24 protein-coding genes and 1 other RNA gene are annotated in these 24,108 nt (G+C 70.9%); 7 read left to right on the top strand and 18 right to left on the bottom strand.

The window, feature by feature from the left end; all coding sequences use genetic code 11:
• The 9 genes from QIS99_RS24755 to QIS99_RS24795 all read right to left on the bottom strand — a co-directional run.
• The coding region (locus tag QIS99_RS24755) for an HU family DNA-binding protein (RefSeq protein ID WP_282515847.1) at nucleotides 1–269 on the bottom strand (269 nt) is incomplete at its 3' end.
• A 378-nt stretch (nucleotides 270–647) separates the two neighbouring features.
• A complete protein-coding gene (locus QIS99_RS24760) occupies nucleotides 648–2,081 on the bottom strand; it encodes an NAD-dependent malic enzyme (RefSeq protein WP_282515848.1) in 1,434 nt (477 codons plus the stop codon).
• Between the two features lie 449 nt (nucleotides 2,082–2,530).
• The gene (locus QIS99_RS24765; RefSeq protein WP_282515906.1) at nucleotides 2,531–4,828 is read right to left on the bottom strand and encodes a HelD family protein; all 2,298 of its coding nucleotides are present in this window, start codon (nucleotides 4,826–4,828) and stop codon (nucleotides 2,531–2,533) included.
• Nucleotides 4,829–4,896: 68 nt separating this feature from the next.
• Nucleotides 4,897–5,673, bottom strand: coding sequence for an anti-sigma factor family protein (locus tag QIS99_RS24770; protein WP_282515849.1), 777 nt, complete (start codon nucleotides 5,671–5,673; stop codon nucleotides 4,897–4,899).
• A complete protein-coding gene (locus QIS99_RS24775; protein ID WP_282515850.1) occupies nucleotides 5,670–6,251 on the bottom strand; it encodes a sigma-70 family RNA polymerase sigma factor in 582 nt (193 codons plus the stop codon). The genes QIS99_RS24770 and QIS99_RS24775 overlap by 4 nt, the downstream gene beginning before the upstream one ends.
• Nucleotides 6,252–6,327: 76 nt before the next feature.
• Entirely contained in the window at nucleotides 6,328–6,891 is a 564-nt protein-coding gene (locus QIS99_RS24780; RefSeq protein ID WP_282515851.1) for a CGNR zinc finger domain-containing protein, read from the bottom strand.
• Between the two features lie 139 nt (nucleotides 6,892–7,030).
• Nucleotides 7,031–8,179, bottom strand: a complete 1,149-nt coding sequence (locus QIS99_RS24785; RefSeq protein WP_282515852.1) for a uroporphyrinogen-III synthase — start codon at nucleotides 8,177–8,179, stop codon at nucleotides 7,031–7,033.
• Between the two features lie 189 nt (nucleotides 8,180–8,368).
• Nucleotides 8,369–9,748, bottom strand: coding sequence for a nitrate/nitrite transporter (locus QIS99_RS24790; protein ID WP_282515853.1), 1,380 nt, complete (start codon nucleotides 9,746–9,748; stop codon nucleotides 8,369–8,371).
• A 194-nt stretch (nucleotides 9,749–9,942) separates the two neighbouring features.
• Nucleotides 9,943–10,905 carry a LysR family transcriptional regulator gene (locus QIS99_RS24795; protein ID WP_282515854.1) on the bottom strand — a complete coding sequence of 321 codons (963 nt, stop codon included), beginning with the start codon at nucleotides 10,903–10,905 and terminating at the stop codon, nucleotides 9,943–9,945.
• A 99-nt stretch (nucleotides 10,906–11,004) separates the two neighbouring features.
• On the opposite strand from QIS99_RS24795, the gene QIS99_RS24800 reads away from it, so the two are divergent.
• Nucleotides 11,005–12,264: an MFS transporter gene (locus QIS99_RS24800; RefSeq protein WP_282515855.1), complete on the top strand. Its 1,260-nt coding sequence runs from the start codon at nucleotides 11,005–11,007 to the stop codon at nucleotides 12,262–12,264.
• 35 nt (nucleotides 12,265–12,299) lie between these two features.
• Here QIS99_RS24800 and QIS99_RS24805 read toward each other — a convergent pair whose 3' ends face one another.
• The gene (locus QIS99_RS24805) at nucleotides 12,300–12,455 is read right to left on the bottom strand and encodes a hypothetical protein (RefSeq protein WP_282515912.1); all 156 of its coding nucleotides are present in this window, start codon (nucleotides 12,453–12,455) and stop codon (nucleotides 12,300–12,302) included.
• 130 nt (nucleotides 12,456–12,585) lie between these two features.
• On the opposite strand from QIS99_RS24805, the gene QIS99_RS24810 reads away from it, so the two are divergent.
• The 5 genes from QIS99_RS24810 to QIS99_RS24830 all read left to right on the top strand — a co-directional run bounded on the left by QIS99_RS24810 (nucleotide 12,586) and on the right by QIS99_RS24830 (nucleotide 15,728).
• Nucleotides 12,586–12,846 carry a hypothetical protein gene (locus QIS99_RS24810; protein WP_282515856.1) on the top strand — a complete coding sequence of 87 codons (261 nt, stop codon included), beginning with the start codon at nucleotides 12,586–12,588 and terminating at the stop codon, nucleotides 12,844–12,846.
• The gene (locus tag QIS99_RS24815; protein WP_282515857.1) at nucleotides 12,818–13,351 is read left to right on the top strand and encodes a DUF6879 family protein; all 534 of its coding nucleotides are present in this window, start codon (nucleotides 12,818–12,820) and stop codon (nucleotides 13,349–13,351) included. The genes QIS99_RS24810 and QIS99_RS24815 overlap by 29 nt, the downstream gene beginning before the upstream one ends.
• A gap of 24 nt (nucleotides 13,352–13,375) precedes the next feature.
• A complete protein-coding gene (locus QIS99_RS24820; protein WP_282515858.1) occupies nucleotides 13,376–14,224 on the top strand; it encodes a helix-turn-helix domain-containing protein in 849 nt (282 codons plus the stop codon).
• A gap of 242 nt (nucleotides 14,225–14,466) precedes the next feature.
• Nucleotides 14,467–14,970 carry a hypothetical protein gene (locus QIS99_RS24825; RefSeq protein ID WP_282515859.1) on the top strand — a complete coding sequence of 168 codons (504 nt, stop codon included), beginning with the start codon at nucleotides 14,467–14,469 and terminating at the stop codon, nucleotides 14,968–14,970.
• A gap of 104 nt (nucleotides 14,971–15,074) precedes the next feature.
• Nucleotides 15,075–15,728, top strand: coding sequence for a class I SAM-dependent methyltransferase (locus QIS99_RS24830; protein WP_282515860.1), 654 nt, complete (start codon nucleotides 15,075–15,077; stop codon nucleotides 15,726–15,728).
• 108 nt (nucleotides 15,729–15,836) lie between these two features.
• Here QIS99_RS24830 and ssrA read toward each other — a convergent pair.
• From ssrA to ftsE, 5 genes are all read right to left on the bottom strand, one after another.
• Nucleotides 15,837–16,225: a transfer-messenger RNA gene (gene ssrA, locus QIS99_RS24835) on the bottom strand.
• Nucleotides 16,226–16,360: 135 nt separating this feature from the next.
• Nucleotides 16,361–16,861: an SsrA-binding protein SmpB gene (gene smpB / locus QIS99_RS24840; protein ID WP_282515861.1), complete on the bottom strand. Its 501-nt coding sequence runs from the start codon at nucleotides 16,859–16,861 to the stop codon at nucleotides 16,361–16,363.
• Nucleotides 16,862–16,879: 18 nt separating this feature from the next.
• Complete coding sequence (locus QIS99_RS24845; RefSeq protein WP_282515862.1) at nucleotides 16,880–18,043, bottom strand: S41 family peptidase; 1,164 nt, start codon at nucleotides 18,041–18,043, stop codon at nucleotides 16,880–16,882.
• A 68-nt stretch (nucleotides 18,044–18,111) separates the two neighbouring features.
• The gene (ftsX, locus tag QIS99_RS24850; protein ID WP_282515863.1) at nucleotides 18,112–19,029 is read right to left on the bottom strand and encodes a permease-like cell division protein FtsX; all 918 of its coding nucleotides are present in this window, start codon (nucleotides 19,027–19,029) and stop codon (nucleotides 18,112–18,114) included.
• Between the two features lie 77 nt (nucleotides 19,030–19,106).
• Nucleotides 19,107–19,796: a cell division ATP-binding protein FtsE gene (gene ftsE, locus QIS99_RS24855; protein WP_282515864.1), complete on the bottom strand. Its 690-nt coding sequence runs from the start codon at nucleotides 19,794–19,796 to the stop codon at nucleotides 19,107–19,109.
• Nucleotides 19,797–20,048: 252 nt separating this feature from the next.
• On the opposite strand from ftsE, the gene QIS99_RS24860 reads away from it, so the two are divergent.
• A complete protein-coding gene (locus QIS99_RS24860; RefSeq protein ID WP_282515865.1) occupies nucleotides 20,049–20,243 on the top strand; it encodes a hypothetical protein in 195 nt (64 codons plus the stop codon).
• A gap of 179 nt (nucleotides 20,244–20,422) precedes the next feature.
• Here the strand turns inward: QIS99_RS24860 and QIS99_RS24865 are convergent, their stop codons facing one another.
• The 3 genes from QIS99_RS24865 to QIS99_RS24875 form a co-directional block, all read right to left on the bottom strand.
• Nucleotides 20,423–21,079: a hypothetical protein gene (locus QIS99_RS24865; RefSeq protein ID WP_282515866.1), complete on the bottom strand. Its 657-nt coding sequence runs from the start codon at nucleotides 21,077–21,079 to the stop codon at nucleotides 20,423–20,425.
• Nucleotides 21,080–21,404: 325 nt separating this feature from the next.
• Complete coding sequence (gene prfB, locus QIS99_RS24870) at nucleotides 21,405–22,511, bottom strand: peptide chain release factor 2 (protein WP_282515867.1); 1,107 nt, start codon at nucleotides 22,509–22,511, stop codon at nucleotides 21,405–21,407.
• A 186-nt stretch (nucleotides 22,512–22,697) separates the two neighbouring features.
• The gene (locus QIS99_RS24875; protein WP_282515868.1) at nucleotides 22,698–23,948 is read right to left on the bottom strand and encodes a serine/threonine-protein kinase; all 1,251 of its coding nucleotides are present in this window, start codon (nucleotides 23,946–23,948) and stop codon (nucleotides 22,698–22,700) included.
• Between the last annotated feature and the right edge of the window lie 160 nt (nucleotides 23,949–24,108).

The following is a 24,108-nucleotide window of genomic DNA, read 5'->3' on the forward strand; positions in this document are numbered from 1 at the left end:
GCCGCTTCCTTCAGCTTCGAACCGGCCGAAACCTTCACGCTGTAGCCGGCGGGGATGTCGATCGGCTCGCCGGTCTGCGGGTTGCGGGCGGTACGAGCGGCACGGTGGGTGCGCTCGAAGGTCAGGAAGCCGGGGATGGTGACCTTCTCATCGCCCTTGGCAACGATCTCGCCGACGGTCTCGGCGAACGCGGCCAGCACGGCGTCGGCGTCCTTGCGGGTCACCTCGGCGCGGTCGGCCAGCGCGGCCACCAGCTCACTGCGGTTCATGTTTGTACTCCCGTGTTCTTCTTGCCGTTGAGGCGTGCCACGCGGTCGAGCCGCATGTTCAGCACAGCGAAGCCGATGCTGCCAGGGTCCTTCGTGGGTCCCCGGACCCGGGTCCGTCAGTCGTCGAACCCTCCCGCCTAGAGACGCATCCTGCCCCTAAAAATGGCGGGAAAGCCAATCCGGCACCCTGGGGAGTCACACGAAAAGCGCCACTTCGTCCTAATGGTGACGAAGTTCGCGACGGTCCGTCCAACTCAAGGCCGCGGACGCCCCGGTTCACGCCCAGGATTTCAGGGCGCGCCGCCCGCAACCCTAGAGGGCGGGGCGACGGCGCAGGTTCCACGACGCGCCGCCCCGACCACCGTGGGAACCGTCACATCAGGCGGTGGAAGCGGCTCCGGCGGCGGCCTCGCCGGCCTTCGCGGCGTTGCGCACGGCCCCGGCGACGGCACCGGCGACCTTGTCGTTGAAGACGCTCGGGATGATGTAGTTCGGGTTCAGCTCGTCCTCGGTGACGACGTCCGCGAGGGCGGTGGCGGCGGCCAGCATCATCTCGGTGTTCACGGTGCGCGACTGGGCGTCGAGCAGTCCGCGGAAGACGCCCGGGAAGACCAGGACGTTGTTGATCTGGTTCGGGAAGTCGGAGCGGCCCGTGGCCACAACTCCCGCCGTCTGACGGGCGATTGCCGGGTCGACCTCCGGGTCCGGGTTCGCGAGCGCGAACACGATCGCGTCGTCCGCCATGGCCGCGACGTCGTCCCCGCCGAGGACGTTCGGGGCCGAGACGCCGATGAAGACGTCGGCGCCGACGACGGCCTGCTTGAGGGTGCCGGTGACGCCCTCGGGGTTGGTGTTGTCCGCGATCCAGCGCAGCGGGGAGTCGGCCGCCGCGTCCTTGAGGTCGTCGCGGCCGGCGTGCACGACGCCGTGGATGTCGGCCACCACGGCGTGCTTGACACCGGCGGCGAGCAGCAGCTTCAGGATCGCCGTACCGGCCGCGCCGGCGCCGGACATGACGACGCGGACATCGCCGACGCTCTTGCCGACCACGCGCAGCGCGTTGGTCAGGGCGGCGAGCACGACGATGGCGGTGCCGTGCTGGTCGTCGTGGAAGACCGGGATGTCGAGGGCCTCGCGCAGGCGGGCCTCGATCTCGAAGCAGCGGGGCGCGGAGATGTCCTCCAGGTTGATGCCCGCGAAGCCGGGGGCGATCGCCTTGACGTGCTCGACGATGGCGTCGGTGTCCTGGGTGTCCAGGCAGATCGGCCAGGCGTCGATGTCGGCGAAGCGCTTGAAGAGGGCCGCCTTGCCCTCCATGACCGGCATGGCCGCCATCGGGCCGATGTTGCCGAGGCCGAGCACGGCGGAGCCGTCCGTCACGACTGCAACGGTGTTGCGCTTGATGGTGAGGCGGCGCGCGTCCTCGGGGTTCTCGGCGATGGCCATGCACACGCGGGCCACGCCGGGCGTGTAGACCATGGAGAGGTCGTCGCGGTTGCGAATGGGGTGTTTCGACGCCATCTCGATCTTGCCGCCGAGGTGCATCAGGAACGTACGGTCGGAGACCCTGCCGAGCACGATGCCGTCGATGTTGCTCAGCTGCTCGACGATCTCGTCCGCGTGCGCGGTGGAGGTCGCGGCGATGGTGACGTCGATACGGAGCTTCTCGTGGCCGGAAGCCGTGACGTCGAGGCCGGTGACCGAGCCTCCGTGGGACTCGACGGCCGTGGTGAGCTGCGAGACGGCCGTACCGCTCGCAGGCACCTCAAGCCTGACCGTCATCGAGTAGGAGACGCTGGGCGCCGTTGCCATGCCGACTTCCTCTTTCACCTGTATGTCGCGTGCGTCATCCGATCGTCGCACCTACCGCTGGGTACGTGGTAGCCGCCCCGGATTGAGAACGTTGTGTTCACACGCTCGCCGGGGCGGGTTCGGACGCTCACCGAGTGGATTCGGAAAACATATTCCACCATACGAGAAGTGGCGGATCGTGGGAAGAGTTTCCTTGAACGCTGGAGGAACCTCCAGGGCTGACGACGAAGAGGCCCGCGCCACCATGGGTGACGCGGGCCTCTCGTACGGTGCGAAGACCGTGTCGTTCAAGTGACACCGACCCGCCATGCTCGCCTCGCGGCAAGTGGTCGCTCGTAGCGACGAAGGTTGGGCCCGGGGGCTTGGATCGGGCCGGTGCCACGTCCAAGGTAACAAAGGATTCCGGGTTGGCAATTCCCGTCCCGGGTGGCACTTTTCGGCAGCCGCGGTCAGTCCCGCAGCAGGTCCGGCACGCCCGCCGCGTCCGGCTCGTCGCGCCTGCCCGAGACGACCGTGAGCTGCTGGGTGGCGCGGGTCAGGGCGACGTACAGGACGCGCAGGCCCGCCGGGGACTCGTCGGCGATCTCCGCCGGGGAGACCACCACCGTCGCGTCGTACTCCAGGCCCTTGGCCTCCAGGCTGCCGAGGGCCACCACGCGGTCGCCGAGCTCCGCGAGCCAGCGGGCCGCCTCGGCGCGCCGGCGCATCGCGACCACCACGCCGATCGTCCCGTCGACCCGGTCGAGCAGCGCCGCGGCCTGCGCGCGGACCGCCGCGCCCAGATCGCCGTCGGGCCCGTCGGGTACGGCAACTGCGTCTCGTACGACCGCGAAGCGCGGCTCGACGCCCGTCGACCTGACCGCCTTCGGGGCGACCGAGCCGGGCATGGCGAGGGCCAGGACCTTCGCCGCGAGCTCCGCGATCTCCGACGGATTGCGGTAGTTGACGGTCAGTTCGAAGCGGCGCCGGGGCCGGGTGCCCAGGGCCTCGTCGCGCGCGGCGGCGGCCTCGTCCGGGTCCGACCAGGAGGACTGCGCCGGGTCGCCCACCACGGTCCAGGTGGCGTGCCGGCCGCGGCGGCCCACCATCCGCCACTGCATCGGGGTCAGGTCCTGCGCCTCGTCGACGATGACGTGCGCGTACTCGACCCGCTCCTGGGCGAGGCGCTCTGCGCGCTCGCGCTGGGTCTCCTCGCGCTGCGGCATCAGCTCCTCCAGGCCGGTGAGCTGGTCCAGCGGGTCAAGGTCGCGCTTCTTCTTCGGCCGTGCCGGGGTGCCGAGCATCGTCTGCAGCTCGTCCAGGAGGGCCACGTCGTGCACCGACAGGCCCTCGCGGCGCAGGGAGCGGGCCAGGCGGCGGGTCTCGCCCGGGTTGAGGACCCGGCGGGACCAGCGGCCGAGGCGCTTCTCGTCGGCCATCGCGGTGAGCACCTGGCGCGGGGTGAGCTCGGGCCACCAGGCGGCGAGGAACGCCAGGAAGGCGTCCTCGGTGGACACGTCCTCGTCGAAGGAGGACCGCAGCTCGGCCGCCAGCTCCGGGTCCGCATGCCGGTTCGCCGCACCGGACTTGGCCCACAGCGCGTCCAGGAGCAGCTTGCGGGCGCGCGGGCGCAGCAGGTTCACGGGGGCGGTGCCGCCGAGCACGGCCTGCCGGATGCGGGCCAGCTCGTCCGCCTCCAGCTCGATACGGCGGCCGAAGGCGACGACCCGGAGCAGGGTGGGCGCGTCCGGGTGCTCCAGCACGCCGCGGGCCGCCTTGCGCAGCACCTTCAGCATCCGCGACGACCCCTTGACGCGGGCCACCGGCGGCTCGTCGTACACCGTCGCCTCCGCCCCGTCCGGCTGGTCGTAGAGGGAGCCGACCGCGCGGATCGCGACCTGCCCCTCCTCGCCGAGCGAGGGAAGGACGCCCTCGGTGTACGCGACGAGCAGCGGGGTCGGGGAGACGATCAGGATGCCGCCCGCGTACCGCCGCCGGTCCTGGTAGAGCAGGTACGCGGCGCGGTGCAGGGCGACGGCGGTCTTGCCGGTGCCGGGGCCGCCCTCCACGTATGTCACGGAGGCGGCGGGGGCGCGGATGACCAGGTCCTGCTCGGCCTGGATGGACGCCACGATGTCCCGCATGGAGTGCGAGCGGGCCTGGCCGAGCGCCGCCATCAGGGCGCCGTCGCCGAGGGCCGGGAGTTCGGCGCCGTCCAGGTACGCGGTCAGCTCGGGGCGCATCAGGTCGTCCTCGACGCCGAGCACCTTGCGGCCCTTGGACCGGATGACGCGGCGGCGCACCACCCGGCCCGGGTCGACCGGCGTGGAGCGGTAGAACGGCGCGGCGGCCGGGGCGCGCCAGTCGATGACGAGCGGCGAGTAGTCCGCGTCGAGGACGCCGATGCGGCCGATGTGCAGGGTCTCGGCGATGTCGGCCGTGCGGTCCGGCCGGACCGCGTCGTCCGCGGGCTCGACCGAGGTGTACGCGCCGTCCGGGCCCTTCTTGCCGTCCTTGCCGAGCAGCAGGTCGATGCGGCCGAAGAGGAAGTCCTCGAACTCGTTGTTGAGGCGGTTGAGGTGCACGCCCGCGCGGAACACCTGCGCGTCCCGCTCGGCGAGCGCGCCCGGCGTGCCGACCTGGCCGCGCTTGGCGGCGTCGTGCATGAGGAACTCGGCCTCGTGGATCTTCTCTTCGAGGCGGCGGTAGACCCGGTCGAGGTGTGCCTGTTCGGCACCGATCTCCCGGCCCCGTGTGCCTGACGGCATGACTTCGTTGGCGTCGGCCACCGAGTTCCCCTTCTGCTGTGCTGGGCAGCCGTCAACCGTACGCGAAGTTACGCGTCGACCTCCACAAGACGTCGGCCGTCGAACGTGCGGACCTCGAACCGGTCGATGTCGGACCGCTCCATCGCCGCGCCGCCGTGCACGTACAGCGGGGTGCGGGCCCGGGGGTGCGGGCTGTCCTCGATCCCGTAGCCCCGCTCCGGCACCGACCAGGACGTGACCGTCTCCTCCTCGCCGTTGCGGCCGACGGCGACGAGGCGGCACTTCAGGGGGCCCTTGACGTTCTTCAGCTCCAGGACGGTGTGCGTGCCCCAGGGTTTGGCCTCGGTGCCGACGGTCGCGGTGACGTCGCTCGCAGGGTCGGTCGCCGCGACCTTGTCGGCGATGTGATGGAAGAACGCGTCCTGCGCGGGGCTCGTCGGATGGGCCTCGGGCGTACGCGTACCCGGGTGGTCCTCGCCGGTCGCGGCGAGGGCGGCGAGCGGGGCGGCGACGATCAGGGCGGCCGCGGCGGCGAGCAGCAGGCGGCTGCGTCTGCGGCGGCCGGTGCGCTCGCGGGCGGTCTCGGCGAGCAGGCCGTCGAGGAGGCGTCGGCCGGGCTGCCGGGGTGGTGCGGGCACGCCGTCCGCTGCGAGCGCGGCGAGCATCGGCTCCACGCCGGCCAGCTCGCCCAACTCCCGTACGCAGTAGGCGCATTGGGCGAGATGCGCCTCGAACGCCGCGGTCTCCCGCTCATCCAGGAGGCCGAGGGCGTACGCCCCCACCGGCTCGTGCACGGACTCCCCCGCCGGGAACCCCTGCGGTCCCGGCCCCCCGTACGCGTTCACGACGTCACCCCCCGCTCCGCAAGTGCCAGTTTCATCGAGCGCAGCGCGTAGAACACCCGCGAGCGGACCGTGCCGGGCGGTATGCCGAGCGTCTGCGCGGCCTCGTTGACCGTACGGCCCTTGAAGTACGTCTCCACGAGGACCTCGCGGTGCGCGGGCGTCAGGTCGTCCAGGGCGTCCGAGAGCGTCATGAGCCACAGCGCCTTGTCGATCTCGTCCTCCGCGGGCATGACATCGAGGGGCGACGGGTCGACCTCCTGCGGCCGGGCCTGCCGGCTGCGGTGGCCGTCGATGACGATACGCCGGGCCACGGTCACCAGCCAGGGCCGTACGGAGCCGGAGGCGTGGTGCAGGCGGCCCGCGTTCTTCCAGGCCCGGATGAGGGTCTCCTGCACGACGTCCTCGGCGCGCTGCCGGTCGCCGGCGACCAGGCGCAGCACGTACGAAAGGAGCGGGCCCGCGTGCTCCCGGTAGAGCGCGCGCATCAACTCCTCGTCGACGCCCGGGGGTCCGGGCGCGCGGTGGCGGGCCCGCGGGCGACGGTCGGCTGCCACGACGGAATCCTTGCGCACGCGCACCTCCGCTGTCCCGGTGTTCGCCGGGGTACCGGTTCGCCGGTTTGCTCAGTACGTACGTGCGCGGGGGGCGCGGCGTTCAATGGGTTCTGCGGCGGTGCCGGGCGACGCGGACCCGGTTGCCGCAGACCTCGCTGGAGCACCAGCGGCGGCGCCGGCCGCGCGAGGTGTCGAGGTAGAGCAGCGGGCAGTCCTCGCCCTCGCACTGCCGGACGCGGGAGCGGGCCGCCGGGTCGGTGAGCAGGTCGACGGCGTCCCGCGCGACGGCCGCGAGCAGGGCCTCTCCGGCCGGGGCGGGGCGCAGGGTGCGGAGGAGGTCGCCGGTGGGGGTTCGCACGGCGTGCGGGGCGGGTGGGGCGGGGGCGGCGCGGGCGTTGAGGCGGTCGAGGGCGGCCGTCCCGGCGTCGAGGGCGACCGTCCCGGAGGGGTCCTGGGTGAACAACTCCCTTATGTCTGCGCGGAGTTGGCGGAAGGCGGTGACGCAGTCCGGGCCGAGGGCGGTGAGCGGGGTGCCGGGCGGGACGAGTCCTGCGCAGAGGATCCAGGCGCGGAGGGTGTCGGGGCCGTTGAGGTGTTCGGTGGGGTGGGCGGTCGCGAGGAGGTCGAGGCAGGTCCTGCCGCACGAGGCCGCTGCTGCCGGCATGCGCGTGTCACCGCCTTGGGGTACGGGTACGGGGCGCTCCCCTATTTTTCCCCTGCCCGCCCCTTTCCCGAAAGCCTGCGGCGCCTCGGGGACTCCGCCCCGGGGGTCCGGGGGCTCCGCCCCTGCACCCCCGCTCCCCCTACACGTCCGCGTACTCGGACTCCGCGGAAGGGTCCAGCGCCAACCGATACCCGCGCTTGACCACCGTCTGAATCAGCTTCGGCACCCCCAGCGCCGCCCGCAGGCGAGCCATCGCCGTCTCGACCGCGTGCTCGTCCCGCCCCGACCCCGGCAGCGCACGCAGCAGCTCCGCACGGCCCACCACCCAGCCGGGCCGCTCGGCCAGCGCCCGCAGCAGGGCCATCCCGGCCGGCGGCACCGCACGCAGCTCGCCGTCGACGAGAACGGCGTGGCCGCGGATCTCCACACGGTGCCCAGCGAGGTGCAACGTACGGGCGCGGGCCGGGAGTTCGACGCAGAGCTGCTGCACCATCGGCCCGAGCCGGAAGCGGGCCGGCTGGACCGGGTCGAGGCCGTGCGCCTCCAGGGGAACGGCGGTGACCGGGCCGACGCAGACCGGCAGCACGTCGTGGCGCAGCGCGGCCAGGAGCGGGTCCAGCCGGCCGAGTTCGCGGGCCCGGTCGAGCAGGGACACGACGGCCGGTGCGCTGGTGAAGGTCAGGGCGTCCACGCCGCGCGTGAGGCTCGCCTCGATCAGCCGGTCCACCGGGCCCAGGTCCTCCGGCGGCATCCAGCGGTAGACGGGCACCCCGACGACCTCCGCGCCGCCCGCCCGCAGCGACTCGACGAACCCGGGGAGCGGTTCGCCGTGCAGCTGCAGGGCGATACGGCGGCCCTCGACGCCCTCGCCGAGCAGCCGGTCGAGCACCTCGGCCATCGACTCGGAGCCGGGCGACCACTCCTCGGTGAGCCCGGCCGCGCGGATCGCGCCCTTCACCTTGGGCCCGCGGGCGAGGAGCCGGAGCCCGCGGAGCCGGTCGAGAAGCGCCTCGCCCAGGCCCCAGCCCTCGGCGGCCTCGATCCAGCCGCGGAAGCCGATGGCGGTGGTGGCGACCACCACGTCGGGCGCGGTCGCGATGATCTGCCGGGTGGCGTCGAGGAGTTCGCTGTCGTCGGCGAGCGGCACGATCCGCAGCGCGGGCGCGTGCAGGACGGCCGCGCCGCGCCGGGTGAGCAGCGCGCCGAGCTCGTCGGCCCGCCGTGCGGCGGTCACACCGACGGTGAAGCCGGCCAGCGGGCCGTGTTTTGCTTGGTCATTGGGGTGCATGAGGTTCTCGTTCACTGAGGAGCACTGAGGAGCCTTGAGCTCTCGCAGCATGTCAACGGGGAGTGACGGGCTCGGATCGCTCCGATGTCGTACGTGTTACATGTCGTACGAGGCGCCTCGCCCCTGCCGTACGGGGCGCCCCGCTCCGTAACCGTACGACCTCCCGGCCGGCAACCCGCCGCCGCGCGGTCAGACCTGCGCGAAGCTGCGCCGCGGGGCGGGCTCGGCGTCGGCCGGGCCCGTGGGGCGCGGGGTGACGCGCCGCAGGTATACCGCCCAGGTGACGGCGAAACAGGCGGCGTAGCAGACCAGGAACGCCACGAACGCGGCGGTGCCCGAGCCCACGGCCTGGAAGGACTGCCGGAAGGCCATGTTGATGCCGAGCCCGCCGAGCGCGCCGACCGCGCCGATCAGGCCCATCGCCGCGCCGGACAGCCTGCGCCCGTAGGCCGCCGCCTCCTCCCCTCCGAGTCCCTGGGCGAGCGCCTTCGCCTGGAAGATGCCGGGGATCATCTTGTACGTGGAGCCGTTGCCGAGCCCGGTCAGGACGAACAGGGCGATGAACGCCGCGGTGAACAGGGTCAGCGACTCCCGTACGGACGCCACGAGGATCACGGCGGTCGCCGCGCCCATGGCGACGAAGTTCCCGAGGGTGATCCGGGCCCCGCCGAAGCGGTCGGCGAGCGCGCCGCCGACGGGCCGGATCAGGGAGCCGAGCAGCGGCCCGATGAACGTGATCGACGCGGCCTGCAGCGGGGTGCGCCCGAACTGGGTCTGCAGGACGAGGCCGAACGCGAAGCTGTAGCCGATGAACGAGCCGAAGCTGCCGAGGTACAGGAACGCCATGATCCAGGTGTGCGGGTCCCGTACGGCCTCCTTGACGGCGCCGGTGTCGCCCCGTACCGGCGCGAGGTTGTCCATGAAGAGGAACGCGCAGACCGCGGAGAGCACGACGAGCGGGAGGTAGATGCCGAGCAGCAGGCGCGGGCCGCCCGCCGCGCCGATCACCGCGAGGCCGATGAGCTGGACCACGGGCACGCCGATGTTGCCGCCGCCCGCGTTCAGGCCGAGCGCCCAGCCCTTCCTGCGGAGCGGGAAGAAGCCGTTGATGTTCGTCATGGACGAGGCGAAGTTGCCGCCGCCGACGCCGGTGAGCAGGGCGCACAGCAGGAACGTGGTGTACGAGGTGCCGGGTTCCATCACCCAGAACGCCGCGCCCGTGGGCAGCAGCAGCAGCGAGGCCGCGACGACCGTCCAGTTGCGGCCGCCGAAGCGGGCCACGGCGAAGGTGTACGGGACCCGCACCACGGCCCCGACCAGCGTCGCCATCGACACGAGGAAGAACTTGCCGGCCGCGTCGATGCCGTACTCCGGGCCCATGAACAGCACGAGCACGGACCACAGCGTCCAGACGGAGAAGCCGATGTGCTCGGAGAGGACCGAGAAGGCGAGGTTGCGGCGGGCGATGTGCCAGCCGGTCTGCTTCCAGAAGCCCTCGTCCTCCGGGTCCCACTGCTCGATCCAGCGGCCCCCCTTGCGCGAGGGTGCGGTGGTGGTCGGGGCTGTCATCACGCCTCCACGGATGCGTCGGTACGTGCCGGCGACGCTAGGGAGGGTGCATTTCAGGCCGGTGCCCTCAGGTGACCTTCGCGCAACCTTGCTCTCACCCGCCGGTCAGCCAAAGTGTGAGCGGCCCGTCATCAATCGGTTCCGGCTCGTCATGACCTGCTCGTCCTGACCGGCTCGTCCTGACCTGCCCGCCGTCACCTGCCCGCCATCACCTGCTCGTCCATGGCCGGAATCCACGCATCCTCCGGGCGCCGCAGCCAGCCCCGCTGCGCCGCGGCCCGTGCGCAGGCGGACCTGAGCGCGTCCAGGGCGGGGTGCCGCAGGCCCCTGCGCCACACCAGGGAGACCGGCGACAGCGGCACCGGCGCGACCAGCGGCCGCAGCACACAGCCCGGCATCGCCGGGAAGTCGACCACCGCGAGCACCGGCGTACGGGTCTTGGCCATGATCCGCCGGAACTCCTCGGCACCCACCGCGAGCGGCGCGGGCGCGGCGACCTCGATGCCGCGCCCGGCGAACAGGCGGCGGGCCAGGTCCGTCCACTCCGGCGTCCGCGGGTTCCCGGCGCCCGCGTACACCGCCTCGCCCGCGAGCGCGTCGAGCGGCACCTCGGCCAGGCCCGCCAGCGGGTGCTCCTCGGGCAGCACCACGGCCATCGGCTCGTACCGTACGGGGAGTTGGGCGAGCCCGGCGCGCAGGGCGGCGTCGAGGCCCGCGTACCGGCCGAAGGAGGCGTCCAGGCGGCCCGCGACGATCTCGGCGGCGGCGCCGGTCAGGCCGCTCTCGTAGCGGGCCATCAGCTCGCAGTCCGGGGCGAGTTCACGGGCCTCGGCGAGCAGCCGCTCGAAGACCAGACCGGGGCTGTTCACGTCGACGAGCAGCGGCCGCCGGGTCCCGGTCGCGGCGGCGAGCAGCGCGTCCTGGGCCGCGAGCACCCGCCGCGCGTACGGGACGAGCCGCTCCGCGTCCGGGGTCGGCGCCACCTGCCGGGTGGTCCGTACGAACAGCTCCACCCCCAACTCCCGTTCAAGGCGGCGGACATCACGGCTGAGCGCCTGCTGGGCGATGTGCAGCCGGGCGGCGGCGCGGGTGAAGTGCAGCTCCTCGGCGACGGCCAGAAAGCAGCGCAGCAGCCGGGGTTCTATGTCTCGGGGCACCGCCGCAATCTACCGCCGCGGCGATCCACAACCACCGCGCGTGAATCGGGCTCCTACAGGTGTTGGACGCGGAACCGTCACCGCGCGGAGTCTGGCCGCATGCCCCTTCCCTACGCCCGGCTCTTCGAGCCTCCCGGCACCCGCGCGTTCACTCTCGGCAACCTCGTCGCCCGGCTCCCCATGGGGATGTTCGGCGTCAGCGCCATCATGATGATCGCCGAGCGGTACGGGAGTTACGCCCTCGCCGGGGCGGTCACCGCGACCGGGCTCGCCGCGACCGCCGTGGTCGCCCCGTACACCGCGCGGCTCGTGGACCGGCACGGCCAGGCCCGCACCGCCGTGCCCGCCACTGCTCTCGCCGTCCTCGGCTCGCTGCTGCTCGCCCTGTGCGTGCGCCTGGAGGCGCCCGCCTGGACGCTGTTCGCCGCGTACGCCCTGACCGCCGCCACGCCCAACACCGGCGGCATGTCGCGCGCCCGCTGGCAGCACCTGTACGCGGGCGACCCGGCCCGGCTGCACGCCGCCAACTCCTTCGAACAGGCCGCGGACGAGCTGTGCTTCATGCTCGGTCCGGTCGTCGCCGCGCTCCTGTGCACCGGCCTCTTCCCGGAGGCGGGAACCGTCACGGGCGCACTGCTTCTGCTCGCCGGGATCCTGCTCTTCACCGCCCAGCGCGCCACGGAACCGCCGCCCCACAGCGGGCCGACCAAAACCGCCTCCCCTCTGCGCGCCCCCGGAATGCTCCCTCTGGTGACGGTTTTCCTCGCCACAGGTGCGGTTTTCGGCTCCATGGAGGTGGTGACGGTCGCGTACGCCGACGGGCTGGGGCAGGCGTCCGCGGCGGGCCCGGTCCTCGCCCTGCAGGCGGCCGGTTCGTGCGCGGCGGGACTGCTGTACGGCGCCCGCGCCCCGGGCGGCCCTGCCGAGCGGCGCTTCCTGTGCTGCCTGGCCGGGATGACGGCCCTGCTCGTCCTGCCGCTGCTCGCCGCGGGGACCGGTTCGCTGCCGCTGCTCGCCGGGGCGCTGCTCGTGGCCGGCATCGCGACGGCGCCGACCATGGTCACCGGCATGGGCCTGGTGCAGGCCCGCACCCCCGAGGGCCGCCTCAACGAGGGCATGACCCTCGCCGTGACCGGCCTGCTCGGCGGCATCGCCTGCGGCAGCGCGCTCGGCGGCCAGGCCGTCGAGCACCTGGGCGCGCGGGCGGGCTATCTGGTGCCGGTCACCGCGGCCGCGCTGGCCCTCGCGCTGTTCAGCACGGTGTCGGTCTGCGCCAGGAGCATCCGAGCCCGCCGTCCTCGACAGACGCCGCCCGCTGCGCCCCCAACGGCTCCGGCGGCGTCGGAACGGTCTCCTTAGACCGTGCCCTGTGTGGTGATCGGTCGCTGGGCTGTTCATGGGGCGGGGGACTTGGAGCTGAGGAGATTCTCCAGGAAGCGGATCCCGCTGGTCGTGTACTCGGCGGTCTTGCGCGACTTCTTCCTCGACTTGAAGCACGGGTACTTGGCCCACTTGCCGAAGACGCGAGCGCTCTCTGCCCGCGCCCGCAAGACAGCGAAGGCAGCCGCTCGAATATCTGGCTGGTTCAAGTCCCCCTGCGAATAGGGGACCTTGACCGCTTCCGCTGTCCGAGGAATCGTCATGCAAGGCGGTGCAATCGGCTCCACACCGGAGGCAGGCATGGCATTACGGTTCATCGGGATTGATCCCGACACGGGTCAGCAGGGTTCTCCCACAGTGTGGGTCGACGAGGAAAACGCGGAGCTGGTGTTCCAGGGCTGGAGGCCCAGCGCAGAACTGGAAGCCGAATGCGCAGCCACGGAGGTTCCCGGGCACGCCGTCGGGATACCGGACCACGAGGCCGTCATACGGATGCCCGCCCGCATGACACACCTGATCAGGGAGGCGTGCGATGACATCGAGCGACGCACCCAGCTTTGAAGACCTGCTCGCGGCTACCCAGCACTCCGCATGTCATCTGGAGATGCGCGATGCCTACGGCGTCGGCGACGAAAGGGAGGACTTCGAGCACTGGCGTCGCACCGGCGACCGGGATACCGATCCCACCTCGGCGTACTGGACCCCATGGGTTGAGCTGATCGGCCGCACATCGGGCCGGGGCGTGACGGTCCGTCGGGCGCGCATCGTGTCCGAGCCGGTGACCGAGTACATCAAGTACGAGCATGCGGGTGCCTCAGTGAACGTGCACGCCGGGGAAGACGTGCGATGGCTGCCCCGACGTCATGCCTCAGACATCGCGTTGCCAGGCAACGACTTCTGGCTCTTCGACCGCACTGCGGTTCTGTTCAACCACTTTGCGGGCGACGGGAACTGGTCTGAGCCGAAGTGGGAAGTGCGCACCGAGCCGGCCGTCATCGAGTTGGCTGCACGGGCCTTCGAAACGGTGTGGGAGCGCGGCATCCCCCACGAGAAGTACGTCGTCTGACCAACACGACTGAAGACCTGGTACATGACTGCCTCCCCCTCGTCAGCCGCCCAGGCTGCCCGTGAACGCCTCGCTGTCAGGCTGCGGGACCTACGCCGTGAAGCTGGACTGACTGGCGAGGAGTTGGCCCGTCAGTGCGGTTGGAGCCCGTCGAAGCGATCCCGGATCGAGAACGCCAGGACTCCTCCCTCGGACGCGGACGTGCAGACCTGGTGCGCAGCGTGCGGCGCCGAAGAATTGGCGGCCGATCTTGTGGCCGCCAACCGGCAGGCCGATCAGATGTACGTGCACTGGAAGAAGCTGCACCGGCACGGCATGCGCCGCGCTCAGGACGAGGTGCTGCCGCTGTATGCGGGCACGCGGCACTTCCGGATCTACTGCTCCAATGTCGTTCCCGGCGTCCTCCAGACCGAGGCATACGCGACCGCGCTGCTGTCGACGATCGCACGTTTCCAAGGCACGCCGGACGATGCACCCGACGCTGCCCTCTCCCGGACAGAGCGATCTCAGACGCTGCACGAGGGTGGGCACACCTTCGCGTTTCTGCTGGAAGAGACGGTCCTGCGGTACCGCATCGGAGATGCCGAGACCATGTCCGGGCAACTCGGCAACCTCCTGGCGGTCATGGCCCTGCCGAACGTCAGCCTCGGCATCATCCCGTTCACTGCTCCGCGTCAGATCTGGCCACTCGAAGCGTTCTATCTCTTCGACGACCGACAGGTAAGCGCAGAACTTCTGACCGCCGCCGTGAACGTCACCGCGCCGAGCGAGACGGAGGTGTACGCGAAGGCCTTCGCAGGACTCGCCGAAATCGCCGTGTATGGGAGCAGGGCACGGAACTTGATCACGGACGCCATTGCCGCACACGGGTAACTCGCGTGCAATCTGATGCAAGGAAGTGGAGCACCAAATGCCGCCGCTTCTAGCGTCGTTGGCATGGCAATCAGCATCAGCGCATACGTGATCCACGCGGACGGTCACCGCACCGGAGCGCGCACCTTACACGCGGGCGAGGGCGGCCCTCCACTGTCGTCGAGCGCGATGCCGATGTGCCGGTGCCACCGCTGCAAGCCCAAGGCTCCAGCGTCCCCCACCGAAAGAAGGGACCGCACGACGTGAGCACAGTCCTTGAACCCCGCACCGTGTCTACGGGCACCCGTGACCCACGAGAACTCCTCAACGCGGTACAGCCACAGGTGAAGCACCTGACGATCAACGTCTTCGACAGCGGCATGACCCTCTGGGACCGGGAAATCGCCCTGCTGTTGCGCGACAACGAGATGGTCCGCGACATGGCCGAGCGCATCCTCGGGAACGCCGTGATGTACATGCTCACCTCGATCGAGCGCCCTGACTGGCACCTCGGCGTCGGCAAGCTCGTCGACAAGGGCGTTCACCAGATCTACTTGGACACCCCGGTCCTGTTCGCGTTCTTCGCCACCTACAACAGCGGCGAGTTCAAGCACCACGCACCTTTCATCCAGCGCCGCCGCGACGGCATCGTCTTACGCACCGCAGACATGCTGCGCGCCAACGGGTTCGAGCCCGACGGGGAGCTGTGGGCCGTGGACGGCGCGGAGTGCTCTCCGTGCGACAACATGGTCCCCGACTCCCACTGACCCCTTGACCGACCCGCGGTGGGACCAAATTTCTCGCCGGCCACCAGGACCAACGTCCCACCGCGGCCGGGTGGCCGGCCCAACCGCCATACAGAGGAATCCAGTTGTCCGCACGCCACGACATCAACGCCGAACGCGAACTCTGGGACACCTACGCCGAGAGCGCCTTCAAGCCGGACGCCGAGCCGGTCTTCTGCTGGACCCAGTACTCAGGGCACGGGCCCGGCCCGGAACTCCTCGGCGCACCGGCCACCGTCCTGGAAATCGGCTGTGGCACGGGCCGGGCCCTGGCCTACCTCACGGGTCGGGGCATCAAGGCCACAGGGGTAGACCTGTCCCCGGTCATGGTGAGTAAGACCCGGGAGCACTGGAAGGCAACCGGGGCGCGGTTCGAATGCGCCGAAGTCCTCGACTACCTCGCCGACACGACCGACACCTTCGACGCGGTGTACTCCATCTTCGGCGCCGCCTGGTTCACAGCCCCAGCCCGTTTGTTCCCGCTCGTCGCTGAACGGTTGACTCCCGGCGGGGCGTTCGTCTTCTCGCAGCCGCCGGCCATTCCCGGCGCCTACGGCCCGCAGGGCATGTACAAGGGCGGCTTCGCCGGACCGGCCATGTTCACCTACCGCTACAGCTACACGCCCCGGAAGTGGAAGAGACTGCTTCGTGGCGCCGGATTCGCGGACGCCGACGTACAGGTCCTCGACGCGCCCCGGACAGGGCACATCGGCACCCTGATCGGGCGGGCCACCACCTGACAGGCCACGAGCCCCGCCGCACCAAGCGACGGGGCCCCAGCGTGCCCCCAAGACATGCAAAAAGCCCCTGACCTAGCGACAAAAGAGCAGGTCAGGGGCCACATGAGGTGGTGGAGATGGCGGGAATCGAACCCGCGTCCAACGGTGCGGAATCAGGGCTTCTCCGTGTGCAGTTCGCTGCGATTTTCTCGGCCCCGGAGATCACGCGAACAAGTCTCCGACGGGCCCAGCCACTGTTTGATTTCCCGCTGCACCCCGTGACCGGGTGTAACGGTTTAGTTCCCTTGATTATGCCAGGATCCGGGTCGGGAACGTCCCCGGGCTGACACCCATTAAGGGTCCTTCACTCACCGCCTATCAGGCAGCGAGGGCGAAGGACTGGGAATCGCGCTTGGTGTTGGCGATTATTGGTTGCGACATATGGTTAACGAGATCATTGCCGCTTCCTCGACACGCTTCCCCTGCTTCGACATCCGCTGTCGAAACCGATCATCCCCATGTTGATTTTTCAAGATGGCCCCCGAGGGGACCGCAGCCCCGTCACCTGCGGAGCGTGCTCCATCGTACAGACAGAACGCACGACGGTGCCAGCTAATTCCCGGCTCACCCCCTGCGGCAACCCTGCGGCACCCTCAGGCGCGCTGCCGTCGCCGGACCGCCGACATCGCCCGGTCCGCCTCGCGGCGGTCCTGCTTCTCGCGCAGCGTCTGCCGCTTGTCGTACTCCTTCTTGCCCTTGGCCAGGGCGATCTCGACCTTCGCCCGGCCGCCCTTGAAGTACAGGGCGAGCGGCACGATCGTGTGGCCGGTCTCCTGCGACTTGGACTCCAGCTTGTCGATCTCCACCCGGTGCAGCAGCAGCTTGCGCTTGCGGCGGGCGGCGTGGTTGGTCCAGGTGCCCTGCGCGTACTCGGGCACGTGCACGTTGTGCAGCCAGGCCTCGTGGCCGTCGATCTGCACGAAGCCGTCCGCCAGCGAGGCCCGGCCCTGGCGCAGCGACTTGACCTCGGTGCCGGTCAGGACGACGCCGCACTCGTAGGTGTCGATGATGAGGTAGTCGTGCCGGGCCTTCTTGTTCTGGGCGATGATCTTCCGCCCGTCACCCTTGTCCTTGTCTTTTTTCTTCGCAGCCATAGTGCCGCCATTTTCGCACTACGAGGGGGTGCCGAGGCCACTCAATACGGTGCGGGCCCGCTCGGCCACGCCCTCGTCCACGACCAGGTCGGGCGTGATCCCGCGGCCGTCGACGGTGCGGCCGGACGGCGTGCGGTAGTGGCCGACGGTGAGCTCGGCGACGGAGCCGTCGGGGAGCCGGCTCGGCATCTGCACCGAGCCCTTGCCGAAGGTCCGGGTGCCCAGGACGACCGCGCGGCCGCGGTCCTGGAGGGCCCCGGCGAGGAGTTCGGCCGCGCTCATCGTGCCGCCGTCGACGAGCGCGACCAACGGTCTGCCCGTGTCGCCGCCCCCGCGCGCGTGCAGGGCGCGCTGCTCACCGCGTACGTCGTACGTCGCGACCAGGCCGCCGTCGAGGAACGCGGACGCGGCGGTGACGGCCTCGGCGACCAGGCCGCCGGAGTTGCCGCGCAGGTCGAGCACGATGCCGGCGCCCTGCGGGGCGGTGCGGACCGCTTCGCGGACGCCTTCGCCGGTGCCCTTGGTGAACGCGGACACCTTGATCCACAGGGTGCCGTCGGCCCGCTGCTCGACGGTGACGGTGGGGGTCCTCAGGCGGGCCCGGCGCAGGCTCTCGGTCCAGGTGTGCGAGCCGCGCTGCAGGCGGAGCTCGACCTCGGTGCCCGCCTCGTCGCGGGTGCCGCGCAGCCGGTCGACGACCTCGCTGACCGGGCGGCCCGCTGTCGGCCGTCCGTCGATGGCGTGGAGCCGGTCGCCGGTGCGGATGCCGGCGCGCTCGGCGGGGCCGCCGCGCTGCACCCGGTCGACCTCGATGCGGCCGTTGCCGGTCCGGCGGACCCACAGGCCGACGCCGGTGTAGGCGCCGGCCAGCTCGTCGGCGAACGCGCGGTACTCGGCCGGGTCGTACACCGTGGCCCAGCGGTCGCCGCTGCGGCTGACCTCCGCCTCGGCGGCCGCGGCGGGCGACTTGCCGTCGGCCATGGCCTCGGCGGCGGCGTCCACGACGCGTTCGCTGTTGGAGGCGGGGGCGGCCGAACGGGCCGACAGGTCCGCCTCGTTGCGACCGGGGACACCGAAGGAGCCGGTCGCGGCACCCGTGGCGAGGACGCCCGCGAAGACCAAGGTCAGGGCCGCCCCGCGGCGGACGCTGCGGGACCGGGAGCACTTATCGAGGCCCGACATGTCGGTGAGTCTAGGACAACGCGGGGCGCCGCACGGCCGGTTGACCGTACGACGCCCTGGAAGGTGTGTCACACCTTGAGGTACTTGCGCAGCGCGAAAAATGCCGCAAGGGCGGGCATCAGCAGACCGATACCGAGGACCAGCGGCAGCTTCGCGATGAGCTGGTCCCAGCCGACGAACTGGATCAACTGCAGCTTGTCCGCGAGCGCGAGGCCGTGGTCGATGAGGAAGTAGCGGCCCACGACCAGCATCACGCAGGCGACACCGGCACCGAGCAGACCGGCGAAGGCGGCCTCCATGATGAACGGCATCTGGATGTAGAAGCTGGACGCGCCGACGAGCCGCATGATCCCCGTCTCACGTCTGCGGCTGAACGCCGATACGCGCACGGTGTTGACGATCAGCATCATCGCGACGATCAGCATCAGGCCCATCACCGCGAGCGCCGCGTAGTTCATGCCGTTGAGCAGCTCGAAGAGGTTGTCGACGGTCTTGCGCTGGTCCTCCACCGCCTGGACGCCGTCGCGCCCGTCGAAGGCCGACTTGATGACCTGGTACTTCTCCGGGTCCTTGAGCTTGATCCGGAAGGATTCCTGCATCTGGTCCGGCGTAAGGGAGTTGACCAGCGGGGAGTCGCCGAACTGCTCCTTGTAGTGCTTGTACGCCTCGTCGCTGGACTCGTGGATGACGTTCTCGACGGCCGGCATGTCGTCCAGGTCGGCCTTGATGGCGTCCTTCTGGTCCTGCGTGACCTCGCCCTTGGTGCACTTGGGGTCGGCCTCCGCGTCTCCCTTGTTGCAGAAGAAGATCGCGACGTTGACCTTGTCGTACCAGTAACCCTTCATCGTCTCGACCTGGTCGCGCATGAGCAGCGAGCCGCCGAAGAGCGCCAGGGAGAGGGCGACGGAGACGATGACCGCGAAGGTCATCGTGAGATTGCGGCGGAGACCGACGCCGATCTCCGACAGGACGAATTGGGCGCGCATGGCGTCCTTTCAGTGCTTCTCGTAGCTGCCCGGTACTGCGGGGGCGGTACTGCCGGGGCTCGTGCTCATGCTCGTACTCAGTGCTGGTAGCCGTAGACGCCGCGCGACTGGTCGCGGACGAGGCGGCCCTTCTCCAGCTCGATGACGCGCTTGCGCATCTGGTCCACGATCTGCTGGTCGTGGGTGGCCATCACGACGGTGGTGCCGGTCCGGTTGATGCGGTCGAGCAGCTTCATGATGCCGACGGACGTCTGCGGGTCCAGGTTTCCGGTGGGCTCGTCGGCGATCAGCAGCATCGGGCGGTTCACGAAGGCGCGGGCGATGGCCACGCGCTGCTGCTCACCGCCGGAGAGCTCGCCGGGCATCCGGTCCTCCTTGCCGCCGAGTCCGACCAGGTCGAGCACCTCGGGGACGGTCTTGCGGATGGTGCCGCGCGGCTTGCCGATGACTTCGAGCGCGAACGCGACGTTCTCGCCGACGGTCTTGTTGGGAAGGAGGCGGAAGTCCTGGAAGACGGTGCCCAGCTGACGCCGCATGTGCGGCACCTTCCAGTTGGACAGGCGCGCCAGGTCCTTGCCGAGGACGTGCACCTGGCCGTGGCTGGCGCGCTCCTCGCGAAGGAGCAGCCGCAGGAAGGTGGACTTTCCGGAGCCGGAGGACCCCACGAGGAAGACGAACTCGCCCTTCTCGATCTCCAGAGAGACGTCGCGCAGCGCGGGACGGGTCTGCTTCGGGTAGGTCTTGGACACGTTGTCGAATCGGATCACGGATGCGCCTCGTACGTCTGGGGGGCGTCGGGGGTAGGTGAGCGTGACCCTACGCGAAGCGGCGCGCGCGGCGCAGTCGGCGTCCTGGGTTGCGCGTTTTATCACGGATCCGTCCGGCGTGCGGCCTGGCACACTTCGGGCTGAACCAGATGAGTTCCGACGGCCCGCGCCGAAATCCGGGGAAGCTGGCACAGTGGTAAGGGGAACGGTTGCGTGTCCGCGAGCGTTGTGCGGAGGCAGAGAGGAGGCGGCATGACCTTTGACAGGTTGGTCTGCGCGAACTGCGCGGCGCCGGTGAGCGAAGGGCGCTGCCCCGTATGCAGGGCGAACCGCCAGCGGATGCAGCAGGAGGGGCCCCTGGCCGGGCTGAACCTGAACCCCGCGGCCCTGATCGCGCTGCTGCTCGTACTGATCGGCGCCGTGGCGTTCCTGGCCCACCAGGCCTGAGCCGCCACCCCACGCGTACGGAAGCACGACGCGTACGAACATGATGACGAGGCGCGCACGAACACGACGAGGCGCGCACGAGCGAACACGGTGAGGCGCGCACGAACACGGCGAAAGGGCCCGGAGCTGGATGCTCCGGGCCCTTTCGGCTACTGCTGTCGCTCGGCTACCGCCGGTGATCAGGCAGCGGCGCCGCGGCCACCCACGAGGCGGGGCAGCATACGGAAGCCGACGCCGCCCGCGATCATCGTGGCGGCACCGACCAGCAGGAACGTGGTCTCGGCGGCGCCCGTCTCGGCGAGCTCCCCCTTGTCCTTGCCCGCGTCGGCGGGGACCTGCGGAGCGGTGTCCGTCAGGCCTTCCTTGCCCTGGCCCTGCTCGACGGGCTCATTGCCGCCGTCGGGGTCGGTGTTGTCGTTGCCGCCGCCGTTGTTGCCGTCGCCGGGCACGGTGGGCTCGGCGGTCGGCTCATCGGTGGGCTCGTCGGTCGGCTCGTCCGTCGGCTCATCGGTGGGCTCGTCGGTCGGCTCGTCCGTGGGCTCGTCGGTCGGCTCATCGGTGGGCTCGTCGGTCGGCGGGTCCGTGGGGACGTCCGTCGGCGGGTCCGTCGGGATGCCGGTCGGCGGGTCGGTCGGCTCGTCGTCGTCGCCACCGCCCGGCAGGTCGACGCCGACCTCCAGGCCGTTCTCGTCGACGCCGACGTCGGCACCGACGACGCCCAGGTCGACACCGATGCCCACGGCGGAGGCGGCGCCGGCCGCGGCCAGCGAAGCACCGGCGGCGATCACCGCACCGGCCGCTATCCGCGCAACGCGGATCCGCGTCTTCTTCGTCATCTGCTGCTACCCCCAGTAGCTGTTTCGTTTTATGGAGCGGCGCCCGGGGCAATGGCCTGTTGGGAGACCGAGAATGGTCATTCGCCCCCCCGTCACACGTGCCCCGGCATACGCATACCGCGCGCAACCCTTCCCACAATTAAAGGCCGCGTCAAGGCCGTTGAGCGCCATATGTCCGCTATCGAGGGAGTTGACCGTGGTACGGAGATCTGACTGTGACGGAAAAGGCGACTGCCGCTCAAGAGGGGCCTCCTGAGCGGCAGTTACCTTGTCGACAAAGCTCCGGCGTGCGCGCCGGCTTCGCTGCGTCGCCGGTGGTTCTGCGCTACTTCTCCTGCTGCTTGCGCCAGCGGATCCCGGCCTCCAGGAAGCCGTCGATCTCGCCGTCGAGCACGGACTGCGGGTTGCCGACCTCGAACTCCGTCCGCAGGTCCTTCACCATCTGGTACGGGTGCAGGACGTACGAACGCATCTGGTTGCCCCAGGAGCTGCCGCCGTCGCCCTTGAGGGCGTCCATCTTGGCGCGCTCCTCCTGGCGTTGACGCTCAAGGAGCTTGGCCTGCAGGACGTTCATGGCGCTCGCCTTGTTCTGGATCTGCGAGCGCTCGTTCTGGCAGGAGACCACGATGCCGGTCGGGACGTGGGTGATGCGGACCGCGGAGTCGGTGGTGTTGACGCCCTGACCGCCGGGGCCGGACGCGCGGTACACGTCCACGCGGAGATCCGACTCGTCGATGTCCACGTGGTCGGACTGCTCGACGACCGGGAGCACCTCGACGCCCGCGAACGAGGTCTGGCGGCGGCCCTGGTTGTCGAAGGGCGAGATGCGCACCAGGCGGTGCGTGCCCTGCTCGACGGAGAGCGTGCCGTAGGCGTACGGGGCCTTCACCACGAAGGTGGTCGACTTGATGCCGGCCTCTTCGGCGTACGACGTCTCGTAGATCTCCGAGCCGTAGCCGTGGCGCTCGGCCCAGCGGAGGTACATGCGCTGGAGCTGCTCGGCGAAGTCCGCCGCGTCCACGCCGCCGGCCTCCGCGCGGATGTTGACCAGGGCCTCGCGCTCGTCGTACTCGCCGGACAGGAGCGTGCGGACCTCCATCTCGTCCAGCGCCTTGCGCACCTCGGTCAGCTCGGCCTCGGCCTCGGCGCGGGTGTCCGGGTCGTCCTCCTCCTCGGCCATCTCGAAGAGCACGCCCAGGTCGTCCAGGCGGCCGCGGAGGGCCTCCGCCTTGCGGACCTCGGCCTGCAGGTGCGACAGGCGACTGGTGATCTTCTGTGCCGCCTCCGGGTCGTCCCACAGGGACGGTGCCGCGGCCTGCTCCTCAAGCACGGCGATATCGGCCCTCATGCTGTCCAGGTCCAGGACGGCCTCGATGGACGTCATGGTGGAGGCGAGGGACTTCAGCTCTTCGGATACATCGACGACTGCCACGACACCAGCCTAACGGCTCGGCGAACGAGCACTCATCCCCCTGTGGACAACCGGCGTCCGGCCCGCGTTCTGCGGGCGCCCGGCGGGCGTCCGGCCCGGGATTCCGGGGCGGGCGGGGCTCCGGGGTCCGGGGTCCGGGGTCCGGGGTCCGGGCTCGGGGGTCCGGGGGCCGGGGGCCGGGAGCGCTCAGGGGGTGACCGGGGCGCTGGGGCTCGCGCCCTTGTTGTCCTGCGGCGTCGCGTCCGCGTCATCCCCGCTCACCGCGAGCCAGCCGCCCACCCCGAGCGCCGCGGCCACGCCGACCGCGGCCGCGGTCAGGGCCACGCGGCGGCGCCGGGCCTCCATGCGGTGCCGGGCGGAGCCGGGGCGCGGGGCGCCCGACGCGCGCGGTGCGCGGGCCGTGCCCCGGGCGCCGCCCGCGAGCTCGTCCGGGCCCGGCACCCGCATCGACGTGTGGGTGTCGCGGTTGGAGTCCGTCGCGGCGCCCGGCACCAGCGGCACGGCACCTTTGCGGGGCGCGCTCGGCCGGGGTTCGTACGGCTCGTTCTCGGCGTACGGGGCGGGCTCGTCCTCCGCTTCCGCGTCCGGCTCGTCCACGTCCAGGGGGCCCATCCCGGCGAGCAGCGGCAGCTGCTCGCGCAGCCGGGCGGCGAGCTCGGAGGCGCGCAGGCGGGACGCGGGCGCCTTGGCGAGGCACTGCACGATCAGCTGCCACAGCTCCTCGGGGATGCCGGGGAGCGGGACCACGGTCTCCGTGACGTGCCTGCGCAGGACGGCGCCGGGGTGGCCGCCGCCGAACGGGGTGAATCCGGCGAGGAGTTCGTACAGGACCGTCGCCAGGGCGTAGATGTCCACGGCGGCGCGCGGGGGCAGGCCCTCGATGATCTCGGGGGCCAGGTAGTCCGGGGTGCCGATCACCTTCGTCGCGCGCGTGCGCCGGGGTGAGTCGACGAGCTTGGCGACGCCGAAGTCGGTCAGGAGGGCGGGGTGCGAGCCGCCGGGGCCGAGCGGGCCCTCCATGTCGAGGAGGACGTTCTCCGGCTTCACGTCGCGGTGCACGATCCCGGCGGCGTGCGCGGCGGCCAGGGCGTCGGCCACGTCCGCGGCGATGGCGACGGCCGCCTCCGGGGCGAGCCTGCGCTCCCGGTCGAGGCGGGTGCGCAGGTCGGTGCCGCGGACCAGGTCCATCACCAGGGCGAGGTCGTTGCCGTCGACGACGAGGTCGCGAACGCCGACGACGTGCGGGTCCGAGAGGCTGAGCAGCGCCGTGCGCTCCTGGACGAAGCGGCCCACCAGCTCCTGGTCGGACGCGAGGTCCTCGCGCAGCAGCTTGATGGCGACGGGGCCTTCCGGTCCCTCGCCGAGCCACACCGTGCCGGCGGAGCCGCGTCCCAGGATCTGGTTCGCGGTGTACCGGCTGCCGATTTTCCGTGCCAAAACTGCTCCTACGGGCTCCTGTTGGCAACAAAACTACGCGGCTCCGTCACCAACCTTCACGCCCAGGACGGAAATCACCCCTTGGATGTCGACAAATCTCCAGGGTGGCACGCGATGTGGCCGACCCGGGACAGCGAAACGGCCACCACGCGTGCGTGGC

The organism is Streptomyces solicavernae, from assembly GCF_029968095.1.
Lineage (GTDB): Bacteria > Actinomycetota > Actinomycetes > Streptomycetales > Streptomycetaceae > Streptomyces > Streptomyces solicavernae.